A 23128-nucleotide genomic window follows, 5' to 3' on the forward strand; every position below is an offset into this window, starting at 1 on the left:
ACTCCTCAGGCAGTCGCCAAGGCCATGATCTGCTGCGGTGCGACTTGCTCACCGTCGAGAATGCCCTGGCAAGTGCCACGGGCCATGACCATCACACGGTGGGAAAGGCCAATCACCTCGTCCAGGTCCGAGCTCACCACCACCACGGCCGCGCCACTGGCGGCGAGGTCGGCGATCAACTGGTAGATCGCGGCGCGGGCCCCCATGTCTATGCCACGGGTCGGCTCGTCGAGGATGATCACCTTGGGCTGCCGCGCGATCCATTTGGCGATCACCACCTTCTGCTGGTTGCCGCCGGAAAGCTTGTCCAGGGGCTTGTCCGGATCGCCCTTGACGCCGAGGGAGGCGATGCGCTCGCTGGCGAAAGCATCGATTCTGCCCCGCGTCAGCAACCCTCGAATGCCGAGGCGGTCAAGGTTGCAATACGCCAGGTTCTCGGCAATCGAATGGTCCAACACCACGCCTTCGGCCTTGCGGTCCTCGGGCACCAGCACGACGCCGGCATCGATCGAACCGCGCACACCGTCCAGACGCAGGACCTGGCCGTCGACTGTCACCTCGCCACTGGCTACCGGGTCGACCCCGGCAATGGCCCGGATAACCTCGCTACGCCCGGCGCCGACCATACCGGCGATACCGAACACTTCACCAGCACGCACCGAGAACGAGATGTTCTGGAAGCGCTTGCTGCGGCAAGTCAGGTGACGCACCGTCAACACCTCTCGGGCACGGGGCGCTGCGATCACTGGGAACAACCGCTCGATCGAACGCCCGACCATCTGTGCCACCAACAGGTCCACCTCGACATCCGCTTGAGCGTGATGGGCCACCAGGTGGCCGTCACGCATCACCACGATGCGGTCGGCAATGCGGCCGATTTCTTCCATTCGGTGGCTGATGTAGATGAACGACACACCTTCACGCTTGAGCACCTCGATCTGCTCGAAGAGCCGTTCAGTCTCCTCTGTGCCCAGCGCCGCGGTGGGCTCATCAAGGATCAGCAGCCGTGAGTTGAGGGTCAGGGCCTTGGCGATTTCCACCAACTGCTGAGCGGCAATGCTCAGCTCACGCACCAGTGTGTCCGGCGAAATGTCCAGGCCCAGGCGCTCAAGCTGCACCTGTGCCTCGCGGCGCATACGCTGGCGATCAACTACGCCACTGCGGGTCGGCAGATGGCCAAGGAAGATGTTCTCCGCCACGCTCAGCTCAGGCAGCAACTGAATTTCCTGGTGGATCATGATCACACCCAAGGCGATGGCATCCTTCGGGCAGGTCGGCGCATAGGGCTGTCCCTCGAGGGTCATGCGGCCACGGCTCGGGCACAGGGCGCCGGCGATGATCGACGACAGCGTGGACTTGCCAGCGCCGTTTTCGCCGAGTAGCGCCACCACTTCACCGCGGCCGATCTCCAGGCTGATACTCTCCAACACACCGACACCATTGAATGACATCCCCAACTGGTCGGCGCGGAAGAAGGGCGCGTGCGTGCTTGCCATTTTCATGCTCGGCGTCCTCTCATGGGTGGCGGGTGATGAACGTCTCGACGTTCTCGCGGGTGGTGACGAAGGCGGGCAGCGCCTGATTTTTCTCCACCGGCACGCCAGCCTTGAGGGCTAGCGCAGTGCGCAGGGCGACACGGCCCATCTCCACAGCTTGCTGAGTGATGGTCATGTCCATCTTGCCGTCACGCACCGCCTCCAGCGCAGGACGCAGGCCGTCGTAGCCGAAAATCCACACCTTGTGCTGTACGTTGGCCACGCGTAAGGCCTGGGCGGCGCCCAAGGCCGGGGCATCTGAGCGGCCAACGAAGACATCGATCTGCGGATGCTTCTGCAACATGTCCTGGGCCACCTTGAAGCCGCTGTCCTGCAGCCAGTCGGTGGGTTTGCGATCGACGATCACCATTCCCGGGGTCTTGGCCAGTTCGACGTCGAAACCATCGGCGCGGGTCTTCTCGGTGGTGTCGCCAAGGGTCCCTTGGAGCAGGCCGATCTGCGCCTTGCCACCGGTCAGTTTCACCACCTGACGCGCCAGCTCGGCGGCGGCGGCGATGTTGTCAGTGGAGATGTAGGCGTCACACTCGACGTTCTTCGGGAAGTTATCGACGCACACCACCGGTACTCCCTGCTGCTTGGCCAGGCGCACTGGCACAGCCGAGGCGGCGGACCCGGTGGCGGTGTACAGCAGCACGTCGATACCTTTACTCAGCAAGTCCTGAATCTGGCTGACCTGACGCGCGGCGTCGGCCTGCGCGTCAACGACCAAGACCTCCTCGATGCCATCCTTCGCGGCCTGCTCCAGCACGCCGTCACGCACCATCAGGTAGAACTCCCATTGCAGGCTTGGGATCGACATACCCACTTTCAGCGGTTTGCCTTCAGCACTGGCCAGGGCAGGCAGCAGCATCAAGGCAAGAAAAACGCGCACACGTAAAGAGAAAACGTTCATTTACACGCCTCCAGAATTGTTCTGATTGTCAAAGGCTGATGTGGGAATTACGCGGGCTTTCGCTTCATGGCATCGAGCATCACGGCAGCGGCGATGACCGCGCCAATGATCACTTGCTGGACGAAGGGCGAGATGCCGGCCAGGTTCAAACCGTTGCGCAGTACGCCGATGATCAGGACACCCACCAAGGTGCCAACCACGCTGCCAGCGCCGCCCTTGAGGCTGCCGCCGCCGATCACCACAGCAGCGATCACATCCAGTTCGTAGCCGACCCCGGCGCCAGCACCGGCGGTGTCAAGGCGCGAAGTGAGGATGACCCCACCCAGCGCGGCGGTGATGCCGCAGATCACGTAAACGATGGCGGTATGGGTCTTGACCCGGATGCCCGACAGCTTGGCGACCTTGGCGCTACCGCCGATGGCATAGAGGCTGCGCCCGGCCACGGTGAAGCGCAGCACGAACCAGAACAGCAGGGCCAGAACCACGAAACAGGCCACAGTCAGCGACACCACACCGGCGTATCGGATGATGGAAAGGTTGCCGAACCATTCTGGAAAGCCGCTGATCTGCGTTCCGTCCGTAACCATGTAGGCCAGGCCACGGGCAACGGACATCATGGCCAGAGTGGCGATGAATGAAGGCAATCCGGCACGCACCACCAGTACTGCCGTGACACCACCGCAGGCCGCGCCAGTAAGCAATGCCGCGCCGATCGCCAAGCCCATGGGCAGGCCGATGACGTGCTCGGCCCAGCTCATGACCATGATCGACACGGCCAGCACCGCCCCGACTGACAGGTCGATTCCACCAATCAGGATAACCAGTGTCATGCCCAAGGCCATGATGCCCAGCACGGTCACTTGATCGAGGATATTGAGGAGGTTGCTCAAGGTGAGAAATGCGTCGGTGGTCAGGCTGAGCACCACGCACAGAAGGACCAGACCGAGCAACGGGCCGGTGATGCCCGACGCCTGCGCGTTGAGCTTGAATGAAGGCGGAATCAGGCGCACCTTGGAACTGAAGCCATACATACGAACACCACTTCTTGTATTTATTTGAGGGGTACGAGCACTAATTGCAGTCAGGCTGCCAGTTCCCTGAAGCGCCCACCCATGTACACGAGTGGCGACTCCAGCGACTGGGTCATGACGTTCACGACATTGCCAATGAAGATGGTGTGGGAGCCGTATTCCACCGCCTGGACGACTTCGCAGAAGATCGAAGCCTGGGCGTCGGCCAGGTAGCGCAGGCCATTGACGCCCACAGCCCAGTCGCCATCGACGAAGCGCCGGTCTCGCAACTCAGGCTTGCTGAAGATGGCACACAGGGCCTCATGCTCTTTCTGCAGCATGTTCACGCAGAACAGGCCGGACCGTTTGATGATGGGTGACGCACTGGAATTACGGTTGACGCAGACCAGCGCGGATGCGGGGTCCATCGAAACCGAGGAGAACGCGGTGACGGCCAGGCCGTGCGGGCAGCAGTGCTCGTCGACCGTGGTGACCAAGGTGACCGATGAGGCGAAACGCCCCATGGCGCTGCGAAACAGATCGGCGACATCCTGATTGCCGTGGGTGGTTTGATTCGATGCAACAGACATCATTCAACTCCTCTTAGCGTTGAGCCTGTTGCCATGTTAAGGAGCGTTTCTACCCGACAAGTATTCGATTTTCCCGGAATGACTTTTCAGCGCATTCGAAAGGCCACCCCCTGTATTAGCCGCCTTCAAGCCATTACATTGCCTAGCTTTAAGCAAACGTGAAAAATGATGCCCTGGCACGCAATGACGACAACGAGGTGACACCATGGCAGACAGGCTCCAGGACCTACGGCTGTTCAGGCTGGTGGTACAAAGCGGTTCATTGTCGATGGCTGGGCGTCAGCTTGGCCTTTCGCCAGCAGCCATGAGCGGTCGCCTTAAGGCAATGGAGGAGTTCTATGGTCTGCGCCTGCTAAAGCGCAATACACGTGGGTTGAGCCCCACCGCCGAAGGGTTGTACCTGTTCGAAGCGGCGCAGAAAATCCTGGAGGACGTGGAGGCTCTCGACGGCGTCATCCGTGGCGGTAGCGCACAACTGCGCGGTACGATCGGCGTCACCTGCCCCACCGATCTGGGCCGCCAGTGGGTCAGCCAATTGGTCGATGCGTTCGTCGAGGAGCACCCCCACGTCACCGTGCGGTTGTTCTTCACCGACCGCTTGCTGGACTTCGTCGAATCCGGCTCGGACATCGCGATCCGCTATGGCAATCTGCCTGACAGCACCCTGGTGGCGCGTTCGCTGGGAGGTGACCGCCGCATTGTCTGCTGCTCACCAGATTACCTGGCGCGCCACGGTACGCCGCTGTGCCCGGAACAGTTGCTGGAGCACAACTGCCTGATTCATCTACAAGCGGATTTCCCCCAGGACAAGTGGCGTTTCACGCGTGACGGGGAAACGTTTTCGGTGCAAGTCCGGGGTAATCGCCTGGTCAACGATGGTTTCACCCTGCGCCAATGGGCGCTGCAAGGGCTGGGGATCGCCTGGAAGTCTGTCTGGGAGGTTGCCGAAGATATTCACGAACAGCGGCTGGTGCCGTTGCTGGAGGATTTCAGCTGCCCAGCGACCGGCTTCCACCTGCTGACCGAGGGCGGTAAGAAACTGCCCCAGCGGGTACGGGCATTCGTCGATTTCGCAGTGCGTTACTTCAACGAACTGGAAACACCTGCGCGCCACCTGCTCAGGCCCGCGGGACATTGAAGGCTCAAGAGGTCTGCAACCGCGAGGAGGCCAGCAGCGACCAGCCTACATCCATGGCAACCTCGCCATGTCTCGGAACACCGGCCCGAGCGCTTCCAGCATCCTGCCGTAAACCTGCCGTCGCTGCTGGTACAACCCGTGCTTCGATTGGCCCGGCAGCGTGACCCCATTCACCGCCTCCGTCACCCGCCCAGCAGCCTGCTTCAGGTCGGTGAAAACCCCAGCTCCGTGGCCGGCCAACAGCGCCGCCCCTCGGGCCGCGGCCTCGAATACCCCGTGACGACGATAGGCCAACCCTAGCACGTCGGCCTTGACCTGGTTGAACACCTCGCTCGAGGCCCCTCCGCCTACCACCAGCACACCGCCTTCGACGGGCCTCAAGCCGGTGCCCCGTATGGCCTCCAGAAAAACGGCGTACTCAAAGGCGGTAGCCTCGACCATCGCCCGCTGCATGTCGGCCAGACCGTGCTGCCAGGTCAGGCCAACAAAGGCACCGCGCATATCCGCAAACAACGGTAAATGACGGCCGCCCATATGCGGTACGAACAACAGCGGTGGCACCTGTGCGCGTTCTCGCAATGCCGCGCTGACATCCTGAGGCGGGCGGGCTTCAGCCCGCAGCGACTCCAACCAGTCACAGCACAACCCGCCACCACCAACGTAGCCAGCGCTGTAATAGAGGCCCGGTATGCAGTGGCGCAGGGTCAGCAATGTGTGGTGCTGGTCGTCCACGCTGAAGTCGTCACGTACCGCGCAGAACACAGAGCCGGTACCCGCAATGTCCACGAGCTGCCCTGGCACTGACACGCCAGCACCCAGCAAGGTCGCGGCGACATCGCCGCACCCGGCGAACACCGGCGTACCCTGAAGAAGACCAAGCGCCTGTGCTATGTCGCGGGTCAAACCACCGACGCGCTCCCAGGGTTCGATGACGCGCGGCAGGTGCGCAGGGTCGAGCGCCAACGCCCGGACCAAATCAAGGTTCCAGCCACCGGAGGCAACATCGGCAAAACAGTTGAACCCCAGGCAAGTGGTATCCATGAACGCCGCTTGCCCAGGCAGCCCACACAGCCGTCCAGCCACCACAGCAGAAGGCACCGTCAACTTGCACAAGCGCTGGTAGAGATCTGGCTGTTGCTGGCGGATCTGCAGCCACCTGGCTCCATGGCTGGCGATCAGTTGGCTGCCCGAACGCGCCACGATCTCCCGCTCATGCGACCGCAACAAGGCCACGCTTGAGGCACAGGACAGGTCGAGCCAGGCATCGCAGGAAGTCGCGGGGTCACCCATGGCATCCACCGCACAGAGTCCAGCCATCTGCCCACACAATGCGATCCCGGATACCTGCGCCGGGCTCGCCCGGGCGTCGTCAAGTGCTTGCCGGATGGCCGCCAGCGGTGCATCGAGAAACCCCTCCCGCGCCATGCCTTGCCCGGGCCTCTGCGCCATCGGCACATCGCCCACGCGTGCGACACCACGCAAAGTGCCCTGGGCATCGAGGGCCACGGCTCGGGTGCTGGAGGTACCCAGATCGACACCCATGAGAATCGCCTGGCTGCTCACATTGCGTACCTCGACCAACGTGACCGGCGCGCGGCCACGGTCATTGAACGTGTACGTGCTCGACGAGAAAATCCAGCACCGCGCGAACCCGCAGCGGTACATAGCCGTCCTGGCCGACGAACACTGCATGAACTTCTTCCAGGTCGCCTGGGTTGTACGCCTCCATCACCGGCACCAGACGCCCCTCGGCGATGTCCTCACGCACCCGGAACGCCGCCAACCTCGCCAACCCTGTGCCACTGAGCGCCAAGCGGCGCAAGGCTTCGCCATCACTGGCCTGAACGTTGCCTGCCGTAACCACTTTGATCACCTGCCCCCCGTCCTGCAAAGGCCAGCCATTGAAGGCTCGCGCATAGTTGGCCGTCAGCAGGTTGTGGCACTGCAGCGCTGCGGGACAGTCTGGAACACCATGAAGCTGAAGATAGCCGGGCGCGCCCACGATCACCATGCGCGTTTGGCCAAGCTTGCGAGCGACCAGGTTGGAGCTTTTCATGGGGCCTGCTCGTACAGCGATATCGGTGCGCTGGCCGACTACGTCGATCACCTCGTCGGTCAGCACCAGATCGAGCTTCACTTCTGGCAAGTGCTTGATGAGCAGTGGGACCAGCGGCAACAGGTAGTGATAACCGAAGGCCATGTTGGCATTGATGCGCACCCGTCCTCGTGGCGCATCCTGGGAGGCAACGTTGCGCTCCAATTCGTCCAGATCGGCCAGTAGCCCCACGCCACGCTCGTAGTAAGCGCGACCTTCATGGGTCAGGCTCAGCTGGCGGGTCGAGCGGTTGAACAGTCGTGACCCCAGCCGCCCTTCCAGGCGTGCGACAAGCTTGCTCACCGCCGAGGGCGTTATCCGCAGGTCTCGCGCCGCTGCCGAGAAGCTTCCAGCCTGGACGACACGCACGAACACCTCCAGTTCACCGGAGCGGTTGATGTCAAGTCGGGCCATTGCTGATCCTTGGGCACAAATAGGAAAGATTAGCGTGCGGTATGGGGGCTGGGCAGACGGCAACGGGTAAAAACTGTTTTTAGAATCACTGACAAGTGAGGCTGCTCCCCTCACAAGGAGCCCAGCGACATTCACGACCTCAATTCACAATTGATTTGAATTATCCGGGTCTACTGCACAAGCTGGAGCTGCCATAGGCTGGCCGCCATTTCTTGTCTTGCGAACCCCAGCCATGAATTCTACTTTGCAGAAACTTACTACTGGAGGCCTGAGCATTGGCCTCGAACTGCCGTTGGACAACGATTGGAACAGCGTGCGCGAGCAGTCTCGGCAGCGGGCAGGGACACCGTTCGGGATACCGGATCTCGCCCACCACGCACGCTTGGCTACCCTCGCTGACCGCCTGGGATTCCGCGCACTTTGGGTACGCGACGTGCCCTTGTACGATCCAAAGTTCGGCGATGCCGCACAGGTATTCGAGGTATTCACCTACCTAGGTTTCCTGGCCGGTGTGACCCGCAACATCCTGCTCGGCACCGCCGCAGTGGTATTACCGATCCGCGAACCGTTGCTGACCATGAAGGCGGCTGCCAGCGCCGACCTGCTAAGTGGCGGACGCTTGCTACTGGGAGTGGCCAGTGGTGATCGACCCGTGGAGTACCCGCTGTTCGGCCGCGACTTCGATAACCGTGGCGAGGTGTTTCGAAAGCAAATCACCCAGTTGCGCGAGTGGCGCAGTGCCGATCTACCGGCTGGCGTCGAAGTACTCCCAAGGCCGCACCAGCCTATACCGCTCCTCGTGGCGGGCCTGGCACAACAGAGCCCGGCCTGGGTCGGCGAGCACTTGGACGGCTGGCTGGCCTACCCTGGCACCCCCACCGAACACGTACATCGCGCAGGCGTGTGGCGTGAGGTGGCGGGAGACAAGCCATACGTGTCATTCATTCACCTGGACCTGGATGAAAGCCCCGAAGCGCCGCTGGAGCGTCACCGCTTCGGCTGCAAGGTGGGGCGCAAGGGGTTGATTGCCGAACTCGAAGCCATGCGCGCGGCGGGCGTGGCGCATATTGGTCTCCATTTGCGGCACAACCGGCGCCCCTTGGACGAGACACTGGAGGAGTTGGGAACATTCGTGCTACCGCATTTCCATGGGTAGCCACTTGTTCAATCTGGAGCCAAGCCCGCTCGTCAAGCCTGTGCTGACGTACCCATTCTCTTGTGATCGCCTGCAGAATGCACGATCGACCACCAAATCAGTATTGCGCCTATCAAAGCCATTGGAAGGCTAAGGTACTGACCTGTGCTGAACAGTTGGTGGGCTTCGTAGGCGGCCTGCGGCTCCTTGAAAAACTCGAGGATCAAGCGTGCCGAAAACACCAGGGTCAAAAACACGCCAAACAGCAGGCCATGGGGAGTGCGGTGCTTGAATTTTTGGTAACAACCCAGCAAAGCCAAGAACGTCAGCAGATAGGCTAGCGCTTCGTAGAGTTGAACGGGATGGCGTGGCACGGCATCAACGGACTGAAATACGACGCCCCAATCTGAATAAGTAGGCTTGCCCAGAATCTCAGAATTCAGAAAATTGCCGATTCGTACAAGCGCTGCTCCCAATGCTGCGGGAAGGCTTGCCCGGTCGATCAGCCAGAGGAAGGGCATGTCCGATTTCACTGATCGAGATCCAAGCCACAGTCCAATCAGTACACCGATCATTCCACCGTGGCTAGCTAGGCCTCCTTCCCAAACACGAAGGATCGCCCACGGATTGGCGAGATAGTAATCAGGGTCGTAAAACAAGCAATGGACAAGTCGTGCACCCACGATGGCACCGACCAGCGCGCAGTAAAACAACCGCTCTGCGTAATCTGGGTTGATGCCCTCAGCATTGAAGATGCCTCTGAGTATTCTTTGTGCCCCCAGGAATGCGCCGACGAAAAGTACCCCGTACCAGCGGATAGAGAAGGGCCCCAAAGTCACCAGGACAGGGTCAAAGCTCCAGTGGATCAACATGTGTGTAGCCTCCAACCGTGTTGGTCGTTTTCTTCATCTGTGCGGGCATGGAACTGGGTAGGCCTGTCACTTGGCGCGCCCAGGGGGCTTAAAATTTTGGCAAGGCTGAGGCGTTTGGATTAAGAGCAGGTTATGGGCTCACCTAGGCCGCCAAGGCTGCCGCTTGCCTTGGCTCTCAGGGTGGGCAAGGTCGCTGCCGAGATGGCACTTCGCACGATCAGCGCCCTGGCTCTGTTGTCAAAGACCGCTGCGACCGATAGATGCGCCACCGTCAACGTAAATTGTCTGCCCAGTAATGAAGGCACTGCTCTCCCCAAGCAGGAAGGCCACTGCCGAAGCGACTTCTTGTGGCTGCCCGAGCCGCCCCATCGGCACCGCGGCGATATAGGCAGCTTCGCCTGCGCTGCCCAGCGGATTGCCGCCGCGGAACAGTTCGGTCTCGATCGGCCCTGGAGCGACCGCATTGACCGTAATTCCGGTCTGCGCCAGTTCCAGCGCCCAACTGCGAGTGAAGCTGACCAACGCTGCCTTGGCAGCCGCGTAGGAAGTGCGCTGGCGAATACCGAGCACGGTCAGGCTGGAGATATTCACTACGCGCCCCCAACCGCGCTTGCGCATCCCTGGCAGCAACGCTTGGGTCGCCTGCAACGCAGGGTGCAAGTTAACCCGCATAACTTCATCGAAGCTTGCCAAGTCAATTTCGCCCAGCATCTGCGGACGGACCAAACCGACGTTGTTCACTACGCCGTCGAACGCGTAGTGCTTGGTCAGCTCCGCCAGCATCGCAAACAAACGCATTGAGTCGCTCAGGTCCGCGGCGATCAGTTCGCCGGGGAAGCTGGTATCCCCTGCTTGGCGAGCAATACCAACGATCTGATGGCCCTGTTCCACCAGTTGTTCGGAAATTGCCCGGCCGATGCCCTTGCTGGCTCCGGTAATCAAAAAGGTACGTTGCGTCATGGCATGCCCCTGTTGATCAGTGTTTCTGCAGACGATGCAAAACAGCCTGGGCCACCTGCGTCGCTGATGCCGGGTTCTGCCCGGTTATCAATTCACGGTCGATGACAACATTAGGCGTCCAGGGCGACTGGTTGCTCTGATACTGCCCGCCCGCGCGCTCCAGGGCGGTCTGCGGATAGAACTTCATCTGCCCCCCGCCGAGCAGGCCCTTGGCCTGTTCTTCCTCCTGGTTGCTGATGACCGTCATGCGGTAGCCAGAATAGATCCAGTCGTCGGGCATCGCTGTCCGGCTCCCGCTCTCCAGTGCCTGGATCAACTTGCGCGGCTGGTCCAGCGCGGAGAGCAGAGCAATGGGACCGTGGCAGAGCAACGCGGTGGTTTTGCCCTCGGCGTGAAATGCACGAAGCAGACGACCTAGGGCCGGGTCGGCGAGTAGGTCTTGCATCGGGGCATGGCCGCCAGGCACGTAGACTGCATCGAACGTCCCATAGCCAATCTGCTCCACACGGGCCAGGCTTATCACCGGCGAATGCTCCGCAGAAGTGAGCTGCAACTGGTCCAGCAGCGCCTGGTATTGCTCCAATTGCTTCGGATCGTTACCGAAGTACTGGGCGCTGGCCGAGCTGCGGTCCAGAGTAGGCGCACGGCCGAGGGGAGTGGCGAAGGTCACTTGGTGGCCTGCGTCGAGCAGCATTTTGGTCGGCTCCAGCAGCTCGTTGAGGTAGAAGCCGGTGGCGAAGGCCTTACCATCGCGCAGGCCTAGGTGGCTCTCGTCGGACAGCACCACCAGCACGTTAGCCGCGTGGGCGCCCAAGCTCACGCTGCCAATGACAGCAGCCAGGATCAGTCGTCGGTAAGTCCCCATCGCATTTTCTCCCATTCATGCACAAGCCGGATGCCGTGCCCTGATGGACACTTTATTGATGATCAACCAGGCGATAAATTGGGGGCGTGGGAAAGCAGTTTTGCTCTGGAGAACAAGATGGCGCGACGGTTTGGTCACCTAGGGGATGTCGAGGCGCTGCTGGAGGTAGTAGAGCGTGGCTCGCTCAGCGCGGCAGCGGTGGCCCTCGCCACCACACCCTCCGTGGTTAGTCGGGCGATTTCACGGCTTGAGGCACACCTAGGGGTGCAGTTGCTACGCCGCACCACGCGTCGATTGAGCGTCACTGACAGTGGCCTGGAATACATCGAGCAGGCCCGCACTGCGTTTCAACAGATCGCCAGCGCGGAGCGAGCACTGAGCGGCCAAGGCGAGGTGCAGGGCCGTGTGCGTCTGAGCGCGCCGACCACCTATGGGCATCACCGGTTGCCGGCCATGCTGGCAACCTTCGCGCTGCGTTATCCGAAAGTACAGGTCGAGTTGAGCATCACCAATCGTAATGTCGACTTGGTGGCCGAAGGGTATGACCTGGCCATTCGTCTTGGCGTCTTGCCGGATAGCGCCCTGGTGGCGCGTCGGTTGGAGGAAGCTCGGCTTTGCCTGGTGGCGGCGCCGGCCTACATCTCGCGTGCCGGCAGGCCGCAATCCATAGCAGATTTGGCCGGACACAACTGCCTGCCTTTCGTAATGCCCAGCAACGGCCGGCCAGGCGTTTGGCAGTTCCGCCAAGGTGAGGAGGAAATATGCTTCATACCGCAGGGAAATCCGGTGGTGGCGGACGATGTGCTGGGTTGCATCTCACTGGCCGATCAGGGTGTCGGGATCTGTCAGACTTACGAGTTCATCGTCGCCGAACGCTTGCAGCAGGGCCGGCTGGAGCGTTTGTTGGAGGACTACGAAGGTGCCCGACGGCCTTTCTCGATCATTTATCCGCCGCATCGCCAACTGTCGGCGGCCAGCCGGGCATTAATCGATTTTCTGATAGCGACGGCTGTGGATGAAGGCGCAACCTGAGGTTGGATTTGTGTCCAACATCAGGCGCGCAATTCAGGGGGGTGTTTGCGGCGAGCTTCAGAAATCCCCACGCAAGGTCAGCATGTAGCTACGCGGCGCGCCGTAAGTAGTGCCGCGGGTCCAGTAACCGGTCGAGTCGAAATACTTGCGGTCCAGCAGGTTCTCCACGTCCACGCCCACCGTCCAGTGCTGGTCGAGCTTGTACGCCGCCCGTGCATCGAACACCGCCCGGCCGCTGTTGCTCACGCCATTGTAAGCGTCGTAGTAATGGGACTGGGCCGACACACCACCGCCGACACTGAGGCGGTTCCACTCACCCGGCAGGGTGTAGTTGGTGTTCACCCGCAGCAGATGCCTGGGCGTTTGTGCCGAGATCGGCCCGCCAGTCTCCGACTGCGTGGTGTTGAAGGTATAACCCGCCGCCACCTGCAAGCCCGGCAGCAACTCACCGCTGGCCTCTGCCTCGAAGCCCTTGCTGCGGCTGATGCCATCGCTGTTCACGTAACAACGGCCTGCAACGTCTGTGGGACAGTTGCCATCATTGGCATAGTCGCGAGCGGCGACGTCCTCCTGTTCGATATAGAACAGCGCAAAGGACAGGTTCAGACGCTTGTCGAACAACTCGCCCTTGATGCCGGTTTCGTAGTTGGAACCGATAGCGGGGTCAAGCATCTTGCCACCCGCACTGCGGTAACTGGCCTGGGGCATGAAGATATCGGCATAGCTGGCGTACAGAGACCAGTTGTTGTTCAGGTCGTAGATGGCACCAACGAAAGGCGTGAACTCGTGCTTCTGTTCATTGGTGCTTTTCAGCCCGCCACTCCAGGCCTCGGTCTTGTACCAACTCAGGCGCCCGCCCAGTACCAGGCTGAGGTCCTCGGTCATGTGCAGGCGGGCATTGAGGTAGGTGCCGTAACGGGTATCGAAGGTGTCTTCCTTGTAGTCCCATCCCTGTCGCGAAGGTTCTGGGACAATGCTGTGGTCCGGGTCGAACACATTGAGCGGGATGGGGCTGTCGAGCTTTACCGTGGCGTCCTTGTCATTCATCTTGCGCCGGGACCAGTTGGCCCCCAGCGACAGCTGATGGCTCAGGCCAAACGCTTCGAACTCGCCGTCCAGGTGGCCGTCCACCGCGTTGGCGGTGACATCGAACTTGTGAAAGCTGGTGTCGTTGATCATCGGCCCAGTGGGGCTGCCGTACTCCAGCGTGTCCTCTGCGCTCCATTCGATGGCGCTGCGGTTGTAACTGCTTTCGGAGTGCGACAGCGCCAGCTTGCCGCTCCAGTTGTCGGTGAAACGGTGATTGAGGTCGGCGAACACTTCGTCGGTGCGGGTCTGCAGCGTGGCCCAGTCCTGGCCCAGGAAGGTGGAACGCTTGAGGTGCGGGTTGCTGCCATCCGGGTTGTTCGGCAAGCCCAGCACGCTGTAGCCGTCAATGCGCGAAGTCTGCCGGCGCAAACCCAAAGCAACGGTAGTGGCGTCGCTCAGGTCGCCTTCGACTATGCCGTACAGCAACGGCCGCTTGGACTTGCTGACATCGGTGAAGTAACCACGGTCCTCGTAGGACGCCACCACGCGGCCGCGCAGAGAACCTTGCGGGTTCAGCCTGCCACTGGCGTCCAGGTCCAGCCGGTAATTGTCCCAGGAGCCGGCACGGGTGGTCACGGAGAAACGTGGCTCCGACGTCGGGCGCTTACGCACCAGGTTGACCGCACCGCCTGGGTTGCCCGCCCCTACCAACAGGCCCGAGGCGCCTCGCAGTACCTCGACACGGTCGAACACCGCCATGTCGGGGATCATCCAGCCGGTGTAGGCGTAGGCCTGCCCGGCCACGCCGTCGACCATGTAACTGTCGTCGGTGATGTCGAAACCCCGGGAGCTGAAGTGATGGTTGCCGTAGCCACGGTTGGCGCGGGTAATGCCTGTGGTCTGGGCCATCACCTGGTCCAGTGAGACCAGGTTCTTGTCGTCCATCAGTTTGCGCGTAACCACGGTCACCGACTGCGGTGTACGGCGCAGCGACTGAGGGGTCTTGCCGATCGTCACGGCGCCGGTGGTGTACGAGCCAGAACCCTCGGTGGTTTCGCCCAGCCCCACGCTGTTGATGTTGGTAGCACCCAGTTCCAGCGCGCCCTTGGCGTCCACCGTCGGCACCACACTGAAGGTGCCGCTGCCAGTGACGATCAGTTGCAGGCCGCTGCCCACCAGCGCCTGCTGCACGGCTTGCAAGGCACTCATCTCACCCTGGATCGCGGGGGCCTGCTTGCCGACGACCAGAGCCGGGTCCAGCGACATCACCTGCCCACCTTGGCGGGCGATGGTGTTGAGGGTTTGCGCCAGGCTGGCGGCCGGCAGGTCGAAACGCTGCCGCTGTTGCTGCGCAGATCCTTGCGCCTGGACGACGGCCGTTGGTGCGGTTGCCAGCGCGATGGCAAGGGCGAGGGGCCAAGGTTTGAACACGTGGATACTCCTGAATTTTTGCTGTTGTCAGGAGAGAGGTGGGACGAGCAAGAAAAACCGGACACGAATGATAAAAATTTTCATTCGAAAGCAGCCCGCTCAGCGCGCTTCGATCAAGGTCAGCCAGGCACCGTAGCGTTTCACGCTGATCGGCATCGTCTCTTCAAGGGCAGCCAAGGTGCGCTCGCTGTCATCCAGCGGGAACACCCCCTGTACCCGCAGGTTGCGCACCTGCGGGCTGACACGGACGAACCCCGGGCGATACGGGCGCAAGGCATCGATAACCAACGCCAGGGGCTCGTCCAGCACACTGAGGTGACCTTGCACCCAGTCGGCGCGGTAGGCCTGCCCCGCCGCCAGTGGCTCGATGCGCTGCGCATGCAACAACGCTGCCTGACCCTCTGCCAAGTCCAGCTCGGTGCCATTGGGCAACGAAGCGCGCACGGCGTGCTCCAGCACCACCACGCGGGTGGCGTCGGCCAGTTGCTCGACCAGAAAACGCGTACCCAGTGCGCGCACATCACCTTGCGCGCTACGCACGATGAACGGACGGCTCGGGTCTGCAGCCACCTGCACCACCAGCCCTCCCCTGCGCAAGCGCACCAGCCGATGGCTGCCGGAAAAGGCGAGGTCGACCGCACTGTCGGCATTCAATGTCAGCCGGCTGCCATCAGCCAACGTCAGGCTGCGACGTTCGCCGGTGCCTGTACGCAAATCGGCCGTCAATGCCTGGCCGGTATCGCTGCTGGCGGCGAACCACAAACTGCCACCCAGCACAGAAAGCCCGGCCATTGCCCGCAACACATCGCGCCGACCGACTTCCGGCTGCAGCAAGGTATCGCGCAAAGCGCCAGGAGCTCGGCGCACAACCTCGAAGTGCTCGCCCAAGCCACGTTGCAATTGCTCCCAGGCATGGACGTTGGCCGGGTCATCACCCAGCCACTGCTGAAAAAGCGCCTGTTGCCGGGCATCGTCTCGCCCGGAGCGCAGGCGCACCATCCACGCGACTGCCTGTTCGGCGGCAGGGTTCAGTACGCGCCGGTTCATGCTTGCGCCCCGCTCAGGTAACACTGGCGCAAGGCCTGGGTCATGTAGCGGCCAACCGTACGTTCGGATACGCCCAGGCGCCGACCAATTTCCGCATAGGCCAGGCCATCGAGCTGGCTCATGAGAAACGCCTTCTTCACCACCAGCGGCAGCCCTGCCAGGCTGCGGTCGATGACGTGCAGGGCTTCCAGCAGCAGGTGGGTTTCTTCCGGCGAGGGCGCCAGCGTTTCAGGCAGCAGCATCAGCCGCTCCAGGTAGGCCTGCTCCAGGCGTCGGCGGCGATGGCGGTCGGAAATCAATCGCCTGGCAATGGTCGAGAGGTAGGCGCGCGGCTGCTCGATGGCCGCTGGGTCGACCCGTGCGGCAAGCAGCTGGCAGAAGGTTTCGGCAGCCGTGTCCTCGGCGTCTGGGCGGTTGCTCAGTTGCCGTTGCACATGCCGCAGCAACCAGCGGTGGTGATCGCTGAAAAACAAACCCAGCTTGCTGGTGTGGGATGCGGACACGGGCAGGACCAAAAGCTAATGAGAATTTATCGCATTTTATAGGCGAGACGCGGGAAGCGCTACCCGGCGCCAACACCTATTCTGTGATTGAGCCCCCTCCTTCTCCAGAGCCCGCACCATGCCCGACACCACACGCTTCGACTGGCAACGCTGGCTGCCCGGCCTGGTCACCCTGCTCCACTACAAAGCGGCCTGGTTACCCAAGGACATCGCCGCCGGCCTGGTGCTCACCACCATGCTGGTACCCGTGGGCATCGCCTACGCCGAAGCGTCCGGCGTCCCCGGTATCTATGGGCTGTACGCCACCATCATCCCGCTGCTGGCCTATGCCCTGTTCGGCCCCAGCCGCATCCTGGTGCTGGGGCCGGACTCGGCGCTGGCCGCGCCGATCCTGGCAGTGGTGGTGCAGTACGCTGCCAGCGACCCGCAGCGGGCGATCGCAATCGCCAGCATGATGGCGCTGGTCGCCGGGGCGTTCTGTGTGGTTGCCGGGCTGCTGCGCCTGGGCTTTATCACCGAGCTGCTGTCCAAGCCGATCCGCTACGGCTACATGAACGGCATCGCCCTCACCGTATTGATCAGCCAGTTGCCCAAGCTGTTCGGCCTCAAAGTCGACAGTGAGGGGCCCTTGCGCGACCTTTGGCACTTGGGCCAGGCGCTGTTCGCCGGCCAGGGGCACTGGCCAAGCTTCGTCGTGGGCGCCGGTAGCCTGGCGCTGATCCTGCTGCTAAAACCGTTCAAGCGCCTGCCAGGCATCTTGATCGCCGTGGTGTTGGCGACGCTGGCAGTAAGCCTGTTCAACCTCGACCAAATGGGCGTCAAGGTACTCGGGCAATTGCCCCAGGGCCTGCCCAGCTTCGTCTTCCCCTGGGTAACCGACATCGACCTGGTCGAAGTGATACTGGGCGGGGTTGCCGTGGCGCTGGTGTCGTTCGCCGACACCAGCGTACTGTCACGCTCTTATGCCGCACGCCTGAAAATGCCGGTAAACCCCAACCAGGAGATGTTCGGCCTGGGCGTGGCCAACCTGGCTTCGGGGCTGTTCCAAGGCATCCCGATCAGCAGCAGTTCGTCACGCACACCGGTGGCCGAAGCCGCCGGCTCGCAGACCCAGCTCACCGGCATCATCGGCGCGCTGGCAGTAACCCTGTTGCTGCTGGTAGCGCCCAATCTGATGCAGCACCTGCCCAACAGCGCGCTGGCTGCGGTGGTCATTGCCGCTGCGCTGGGGCTGTTCGAGTTCGCCGACCTCAAGCGTATTTTCCGCATGCAGCAGTGGGAATTCTGGCTGTCGATCACCTGCTTTGTCGGTGTGGCGGTGTTCGGCGCCATTCCCGGTATCTGCATTGCCGTGGCGGTGTCGGTGATCGAGTTCCTGTGGGACGGCTGGCGGCCGCACCACGCGGTGCTCGGGCGTGCCGATGGGCTGCGTGGTTACCATGACGTGCAGCGTTATCCACAGGCCCGGCGTATTCCGGGGCTGGTGCTGCTGCGCTGGGACGCGCCGCTGTTCTTTGCCAATGCCGAGCAGTTCCAGAGCACAGTGATGGCGGCGGTGGACGCGTCGCCGACGCCGGTGCAGCGGCTGATAATTGCGGCGGAACCGGTGACCAGTATCGACATCACCTCGGCGGACATGCTGGCCGAGCTGGACCGAGCGCTGGAGGCACGGGGGGTGGAGTTGCAGTTTGCCGAAATGAAGGACCCGGTGAAGGACAAGATGCGGCGATTCGGGTTGTTCGAGCATATGGGAGAGAGGGCTTTTCACCCTACAGTGGGCGCGGCAGTGGATGCCTATCTGGAAGAGAGTGGGGTCGATTGGCAGCCCTGACAGAAAAACTAAACAGCCCGTACCCGAAGCCGAAACCGGTCAATCCAGATAAGCATGGCACTGGCATACACCGACACCGCCAGAAACAGTGCCATGCGCACGGCAAAGGCGCGGTAAACGTCCTGCCCGCCGGCACTGTCCTGCACCGACTGCCCTAACAGGATCAGCATTGTCGTCAGGCAGCTCACCCAATAAGCCGGGCTCTGCCGGTTCGACACGGCCTGGTACAGCCGTCGCGCCTGCCAGAGCGCGAACAGCAGTACCCACAGGAAGAACATCCACAGGTGCACGTACAGGCTCAACGCCCCCCACAACACTATCGCCAACACCCCAGCAAGCAAGGTTGAACCGATCAGCTCTCGGCTGGCGTGCCGCGCACGGGTTTCGCCGGCCTGCTGCCCAACGCTCACGGCTTTCATGATCAGTGGCATGTACTGGTCCGGCGCGATCAACGCCAGGAGAAAGGCCGGCATCACGATCAGTGTGGCCCGCAGCGCCACCCAGCTGACATGCTCGCTGGCCAGCAGCGCCGCCGCCGGTTGTGCCGGCGCATCGGCTGGCTCGGGAAACAGCACATGCGCCACTGTCGTGCCCAGCACCGCCAGCAGCATGCCCTTGGCCAGCGCTTCGACTACCGAAAGCGCCAATGTGAAATCGCTGGTGCCGGCAGCAGCAATCATGGTCAGGCCGACCACCAGCAGGTTGGCCAGCAGGCCGTTGCCCCCCTTCAACGCATAGCGCAATGTCAGGAAAACCCCCACCCCCACCAGCAACACGCCAGCCGTTGGGGCATGGCGCAACAGCGGAATAAGCAGCAAACCGCTGCCGCAACTTAGCAGCACCAGCAGCGCCAGGGCCGGCGCCGCACGCAGGGGCAGTGGCTGACTGCGCATGGCGAGCAGCAATACTGCAAACACAGGTGCCAGGATCGGCACCGGCAAGCCGATACCAAAGCTCACTGCCAGGCACAGTGCCACGCCCCAGGCCAGGCGCAGGGCGCGCAGGCGGCGCAGCTCAATAGGCATATGACAGCCAGCTCATCAGCCACATGAACAACCGGCCCAGCAGGTTCAGGGGGTTGCCTTCGCCGGGCAAGGCCATGACCTCGGCCTGGCCACCGACCCGCAGCACGGTCTTGTCCTGAAGCTGGTCGCGCTCCAGCTCGACGATCACCGGGAAGCGCTGCGCCGAACGCAGCCACTCGCGGCTGTTCTGCACGGTCGGCAGCGTACCCGGCGCTGCAGGCTGGCCCACGCTCACACCGTAGCCAATGCTGCGTATACGCCCCTTCAACACAGTGCCGGGCAGCGCGTCGAGCACCACCAGCACCGGCGTGTCGGGGCGCAGCCGACCGAGGTTGTTCTCGGTCATGTCGGCACTTATCCACACGTCATGAATACTGATCAGGGTCATCATCGGGCTGCCCGCCCCGACATAGTGGCCAACGTCGGTGCGCAAGTCGGTGATCAACCCGTTCGCATCAGCGCGTACCACGGTACGGGCAAGGTCCAGGCGGGCCTTTTCCACGTTGGCCGCTGCACTGCGCAGCTGGGCATTGTCCTCCTGTGCACCGCCCTGCTGTTCACGGGCGCGCACCACTTCAGCACGGGCCGCCGCCACTTGGCTTATGGCCTGGTCACGGGTGGCCTGTGCGCCTTCCAGGCGGCGCACCGATACCGTGCCGGTGTCTTCGTCAATCAGCCGCTTGAGGCGTTCTGCGTCCTGCCGCGCCTTGCGCTCATTGGCCTGGGCCGCCACGAGCGCAGCCTGAGCGGAGTCGATGCCAGCGGTACTGGCGCCGATCTGCCGGCGCACGGTATCGAGATCGGCTTCGGCGCGGGCCAAGGCAATGCGGTACTGTTCTTGGTCGAGTTCGAACAGCACATCGCCCTGGCGCACTTCCTGGTTGTTGCCGACGGCCACACGCTTGATCTGCCCGGCCACTTCGGCGGCCACCGGCACCACGTAGGCCTGCAGGCGTGCCTGCTGGGTGTATGGCGTGAAGCGGTCCGCCAGCAGGTACCAAAGCAGGCTCACGGCAATTAGCAACAGCACCCAGCGCATACCGCGATCAGGGGCTGACGGGGGCGGCGCTGGCCTGGTGTCGCTCATTCGGTTTCACCTTGTGCATGTGCGCTGGAGGCTGGCACGTCGAGCAGCTCGCCCCAGTCGGTGCGTTGCTGCATGTGCTGGCGGGTGGCCGGGTCGATCGGCGCGCGACGGGTGTCCCAGCCTCCGCCCAGGGCCTTGTACAACGTCACCAGGCTGCTGACCGCGTTGCCACGGCTGACCAGGTAACCATCCTGTTGCTGCAACAGCAGTTGCTGGGCATCGAGCACCCGCTGGAAGTCGGCGAAGCCTTCGCGGTACTGCGAGCTGGCCAGGGTCAGCGAGCGTTGCGCCGCCTGGGAAGCCTGGTCGCGAATGGTTGCACTTTGCAGCGAGCGCACCAGACCGCTGGCAGCGTCGTCGGCTTCACGGGCGGCTTCGCGCACACCCTGTTGGTACAGCTCGATCAGTTGCTGCAAGCGGGCATCTTCCACCCGCACGGCATTTTTGCGCCGGCCGTAGTCGAACGGGTTCCAGATCAGGCTCGGCCCTGCCGCCAGGTCGAAAGTGTTGGGCAGGTGACTGGCCGAAAGAAAGGTCCAGCCGATACTGCCAAGCAGGCTCAGTTGTGGATAAAGATCGGCCTCGGCCACCCCGACCAGCGCCGACTGCGCCGCCACTGCCTGCTCGGCGGCGCGAATGTCTGGCCGGCGCTGCAGCAGGTTGGCAGGCACGTCCTGCAATATTGCGCGCTCTGGCAGCGGCAGCTGGCCATGACCGGCCTGCAACTGCGGCAGCGGCCCGGGCGGGCGGCCCAGCAATGAGCACAACACATTGCGCAGGGCGTTGAGCTGATTCTCGAATTCAGGGATGGTGGCCAGGGTCGCCAGGTATTGAGTACGCGCCTGCTGCCAGTCGAGTTCGTCATGTTCGCCGTGGCGGAAAAGCCGCTCGGTGATCTCCAGGCTACGCGCCTGGCGCTTGGCGTTCTCTTGCGCGATATCCAGCCGCGCCTCGGCGGTACGCAGGGCAAAGTAAGTGTCGGCCACTTGCGCACGCAGCAACAACATGGCGTCGGCGTAGTTGGCCTGGGAGGCGAAGTAGAGGGCATCTGCGCTTTCGATGGCGCGACTGAAGCGGCCCCAGAAGTCGATCTCCCAGCCAATGTCGAAGCCGACGCTGGATTGCCAGAACACCGAATCACGGGCGGTGGCAGTACCGGACTGGTTCTGCTTCAGGTACAGGCTCTGCGCGCTCAGTTGCTGCAGCTGTGGATAACGCCCGGTCTGCACGATGGCCAATTGCGCACGAGCTTCAGCGATACGCAGGCCAGCCACGCGCAGGTTGGTGTTGTTGGCGTCGGCCTCGGCAATCAGCGCGTCCAGCATCGGGTCGGCAAACACCGCCCACCACTGGCGCAGGTCAGGGGTGGTGGCGCTACGCCCTGCCTGTTCCAGCATGGGTGTGCTCCAGCCGTCCAGCCACGGGGCCTGGGGCTTTTCGAAATCGGGGCCGACCTGGGTGCAACCAGCCAGCAGCATCAGCAACCCCAGGCCATAGCAGCAGTTGGGCATGGCTCAGGCGGCGGGGGGTGCCGGTTGCTCCGGCACCTGCAGCGCAACCCATTGCCAGAACAACACGTAGGTCACGCCTAGGATTACCGGGCCAATGAACAACCCGATGATGCCTTTGACCACCATGCCGCCCAGTGCCCCAATCAGCACCACCGGCATCGGCACATCGACCCCGCGCCCCAGCAGCATCGGTTTGAGCACGTTATCGGCAAGGCCGGCGACGAAGGTGTAGACGGCAAAAACGATGGCCGCCACCGTGAAGCCTTCGGTGTTGAATACATAAATGATTACCGGCACCGTGACCAACGTGGCCGGGGCTTGGGCAATCCCAAGCATGAGGATGACGATGGCCAGCATCCCTGCCCCTGGTACGCCTTTGATGACGAAACCGACACCGATCAACAGCATTTGGATGAACGCAATGCCGATCACGCCTTGCGCCACCGCGCGAATGGTAGCGGTGCACAGCGTGGCCAAGGGCTTACCGCGCTCTTCGCCCGAAACCCGCATGGCAATACGCTGCGCTGCGACTTCACCGCGTTCACCGAAGGCCATGATGACCCCGGAAATGATGATCGCGCCGATGAACAGCAGGAAGGCCCCACCGGCACTGGCCGCAGCGCCCAGTACCGTAAGCCCGGCACCCTTGATCTGGGGCATCCACTGATTCAGTACACTGGCCATGTTTTCGGAGGCCGCCAACCACAGCGCATGCACCTTCGGCCCGATCAGTGGCCAATTCGCCACGGAGTCAGGTGGGACCGGCACGCTCCAGGCACCGCTCTTGAGCAAGGTCACCAGGCTGTCCACTGATTCACCAATGGACATCACGACCAGGTAGATCGGCACCAACAGCACCACCAGTACCAGCAGCACCACCAGCGTCGCCGCATAGCCTTGCTTGAGCCCAGTGCGGCGCTGGATACGACAATGCAACGGGTACAACGTGACCGCCAGGATCACCGCCCACAGCATCAACTCCAGGAACGGTTGGAATACCTGGAAGGAGAAGATCACCAAGGCTGCCACAAGGCCGGCCTTGATGAGTACATCGAGCAAGCCCCGCGACAGGGCGCTGTCCAGCTTGAAACTCGACTGCATGATC

20 protein-coding genes are annotated in these 23128 nt (G+C 62.5%); 4 read left to right on the forward strand and 16 right to left on the reverse strand.

The genetic code is table 11. From position 1 onward, the window contains the following. Positions 1-5 precede the first annotated feature (5 nt). The 4 genes from APH42_RS04825 to APH42_RS04840 are packed head-to-tail and all read right to left on the reverse strand — an operon-like array spanning position 6 to position 4048. The gene (locus APH42_RS04825; RefSeq protein ID WP_060492857.1) at positions 6-1502 is read right to left on the reverse strand and encodes a sugar ABC transporter ATP-binding protein; all 1497 of its coding nucleotides are present in this window, start codon (positions 1500-1502) and stop codon (positions 6-8) included. 13 nt (positions 1503-1515) lie between these two features. Then, a complete protein-coding gene (locus APH42_RS04830) occupies positions 1516-2448 on the reverse strand; it encodes a sugar ABC transporter substrate-binding protein (protein ID WP_060492858.1) in 933 nt (310 codons plus the stop codon). Positions 2449-2495: 47 nt separating this feature from the next. Continuing rightward, complete coding sequence (locus APH42_RS04835) at positions 2496-3479, reverse strand: ABC transporter permease (protein ID WP_082421378.1); 984 nt, start codon at positions 3477-3479, stop codon at positions 2496-2498. Positions 3480-3529: 50 nt separating this feature from the next. After that, positions 3530-4048, reverse strand: a complete 519-nt coding sequence (locus APH42_RS04840) for a flavin reductase family protein (RefSeq protein WP_060492859.1) — start codon at positions 4046-4048, stop codon at positions 3530-3532. 205 nt (positions 4049-4253) lie between these two features. On the opposite strand from APH42_RS04840, the gene APH42_RS04845 reads away from it, so the two are divergent. After that, positions 4254-5186, forward strand: a complete 933-nt coding sequence (locus APH42_RS04845) for a LysR family transcriptional regulator (protein ID WP_177336841.1) — start codon at positions 4254-4256, stop codon at positions 5184-5186. 45 nt (positions 5187-5231) lie between these two features. Here the strand turns inward: APH42_RS04845 and APH42_RS04850 are convergent, their stop codons facing one another. Together APH42_RS04850 and APH42_RS04855 are read right to left on the reverse strand one after the other, a co-directional pair. Next, entirely contained in the window at positions 5232-6878 is a 1647-nt protein-coding gene (locus APH42_RS04850; RefSeq protein ID WP_082421379.1) for an FGGY-family carbohydrate kinase, read from the reverse strand. After that, on the reverse strand, positions 6790-7695 hold the full coding sequence (locus APH42_RS04855) for a LysR family transcriptional regulator (RefSeq protein WP_060492861.1): 906 nt from the start codon (positions 7693-7695) through the stop codon (positions 6790-6792). Before APH42_RS04855 ends, APH42_RS04850 begins: the two co-directional genes overlap by 89 nt. A 232-nt stretch (positions 7696-7927) precedes the next feature. Between APH42_RS04855 and APH42_RS04860 the strand changes: the two genes are divergently transcribed. After that, positions 7928-8851, forward strand: a complete 924-nt coding sequence (locus APH42_RS04860) for a TIGR03571 family LLM class oxidoreductase (RefSeq protein WP_060492862.1) — start codon at positions 7928-7930, stop codon at positions 8849-8851. 32 nt (positions 8852-8883) lie between these two features. Here APH42_RS04860 and lgt read toward each other — a convergent pair whose 3' ends face one another. The 3 genes from lgt to APH42_RS04875 all read right to left on the reverse strand — a co-directional run bounded on the left by lgt (position 8884) and on the right by APH42_RS04875 (position 11527). Next, positions 8884-9702, reverse strand: a complete 819-nt coding sequence (gene lgt, locus APH42_RS04865; protein WP_060492863.1) for a prolipoprotein diacylglyceryl transferase — start codon at positions 9700-9702, stop codon at positions 8884-8886. Positions 9703-9939: 237 nt separating this feature from the next. Continuing rightward, positions 9940-10662: an SDR family oxidoreductase gene (locus tag APH42_RS04870; RefSeq protein ID WP_060492864.1), complete on the reverse strand. Its 723-nt coding sequence runs from the start codon at positions 10660-10662 to the stop codon at positions 9940-9942. A 16-nt stretch (positions 10663-10678) separates the two neighbouring features. After that, on the reverse strand, positions 10679-11527 hold the full coding sequence (locus APH42_RS04875) for a type 1 glutamine amidotransferase domain-containing protein (RefSeq protein ID WP_060492865.1): 849 nt from the start codon (positions 11525-11527) through the stop codon (positions 10679-10681). 117 nt (positions 11528-11644) lie between these two features. Here APH42_RS04875 and APH42_RS04880 point away from each other — a divergent pair, with 117 nt between their 5' ends. Beyond that, a complete protein-coding gene (locus APH42_RS04880) occupies positions 11645-12559 on the forward strand; it encodes a LysR family transcriptional regulator (RefSeq protein ID WP_060492866.1) in 915 nt (304 codons plus the stop codon). 57 nt (positions 12560-12616) lie between these two features. Here APH42_RS04880 and APH42_RS04885 read toward each other — a convergent pair whose 3' ends face one another. The 3 genes from APH42_RS04885 to APH42_RS04895 form a co-directional block, all read right to left on the reverse strand. Next, positions 12617-15019, reverse strand: coding sequence for a TonB-dependent receptor (locus APH42_RS04885; RefSeq protein WP_060492867.1), 2403 nt, complete (start codon positions 15017-15019; stop codon positions 12617-12619). A 99-nt stretch (positions 15020-15118) separates the two neighbouring features. Further along, positions 15119-16066 (reverse strand): FecR domain-containing protein, encoded by a 948-nt coding sequence (locus APH42_RS04890; RefSeq protein WP_060492868.1) that lies wholly within the window; start codon positions 16064-16066, stop codon positions 15119-15121. Beyond that, on the reverse strand, positions 16063-16569 hold the full coding sequence (locus APH42_RS04895; RefSeq protein ID WP_060492888.1) for a sigma-70 family RNA polymerase sigma factor: 507 nt from the start codon (positions 16567-16569) through the stop codon (positions 16063-16065). Before APH42_RS04895 ends, APH42_RS04890 begins: the two co-directional genes overlap by 4 nt. Before the next feature lie 118 nt (positions 16570-16687). Between APH42_RS04895 and APH42_RS04900 the strand changes: the two genes are divergently transcribed. Beyond that, positions 16688-18400: a SulP family inorganic anion transporter gene (locus APH42_RS04900; RefSeq protein WP_060492869.1), complete on the forward strand. Its 1713-nt coding sequence runs from the start codon at positions 16688-16690 to the stop codon at positions 18398-18400. Positions 18401-18408: 8 nt separating this feature from the next. Here APH42_RS04900 and APH42_RS04905 read toward each other — a convergent pair whose 3' ends face one another. Genes APH42_RS04905 through APH42_RS04920 form a run of 4 tightly spaced genes read right to left on the reverse strand, consistent with a single transcriptional unit; the run spans position 18409 to position 23124 of the window. Further along, entirely contained in the window at positions 18409-19425 is a 1017-nt protein-coding gene (locus APH42_RS04905) for a DUF2955 domain-containing protein (protein WP_012270467.1), read from the reverse strand. Beyond that, entirely contained in the window at positions 19415-20512 is a 1098-nt protein-coding gene (locus tag APH42_RS04910; RefSeq protein ID WP_060492870.1) for an HlyD family secretion protein, read from the reverse strand. Before APH42_RS04910 ends, APH42_RS04905 begins: the two co-directional genes overlap by 11 nt. After that, on the reverse strand, positions 20509-22023 hold the full coding sequence (locus APH42_RS04915) for an efflux transporter outer membrane subunit (protein WP_012270465.1): 1515 nt from the start codon (positions 22021-22023) through the stop codon (positions 20509-20511). The genes APH42_RS04910 and APH42_RS04915 overlap by 4 nt, the downstream gene beginning before the upstream one ends. A 3-nt stretch (positions 22024-22026) precedes the next feature. Beyond that, a complete protein-coding gene (locus APH42_RS04920; RefSeq protein ID WP_060492871.1) occupies positions 22027-23124 on the reverse strand; it encodes an AI-2E family transporter in 1098 nt (365 codons plus the stop codon). Between the last annotated feature and the right edge of the window lie 4 nt (positions 23125-23128).

This window comes from Pseudomonas sp. NBRC 111140 (assembly GCF_001320885.1).
GTDB lineage: Bacteria > Pseudomonadota > Gammaproteobacteria > Pseudomonadales > Pseudomonadaceae > Aquipseudomonas > Aquipseudomonas putida_P.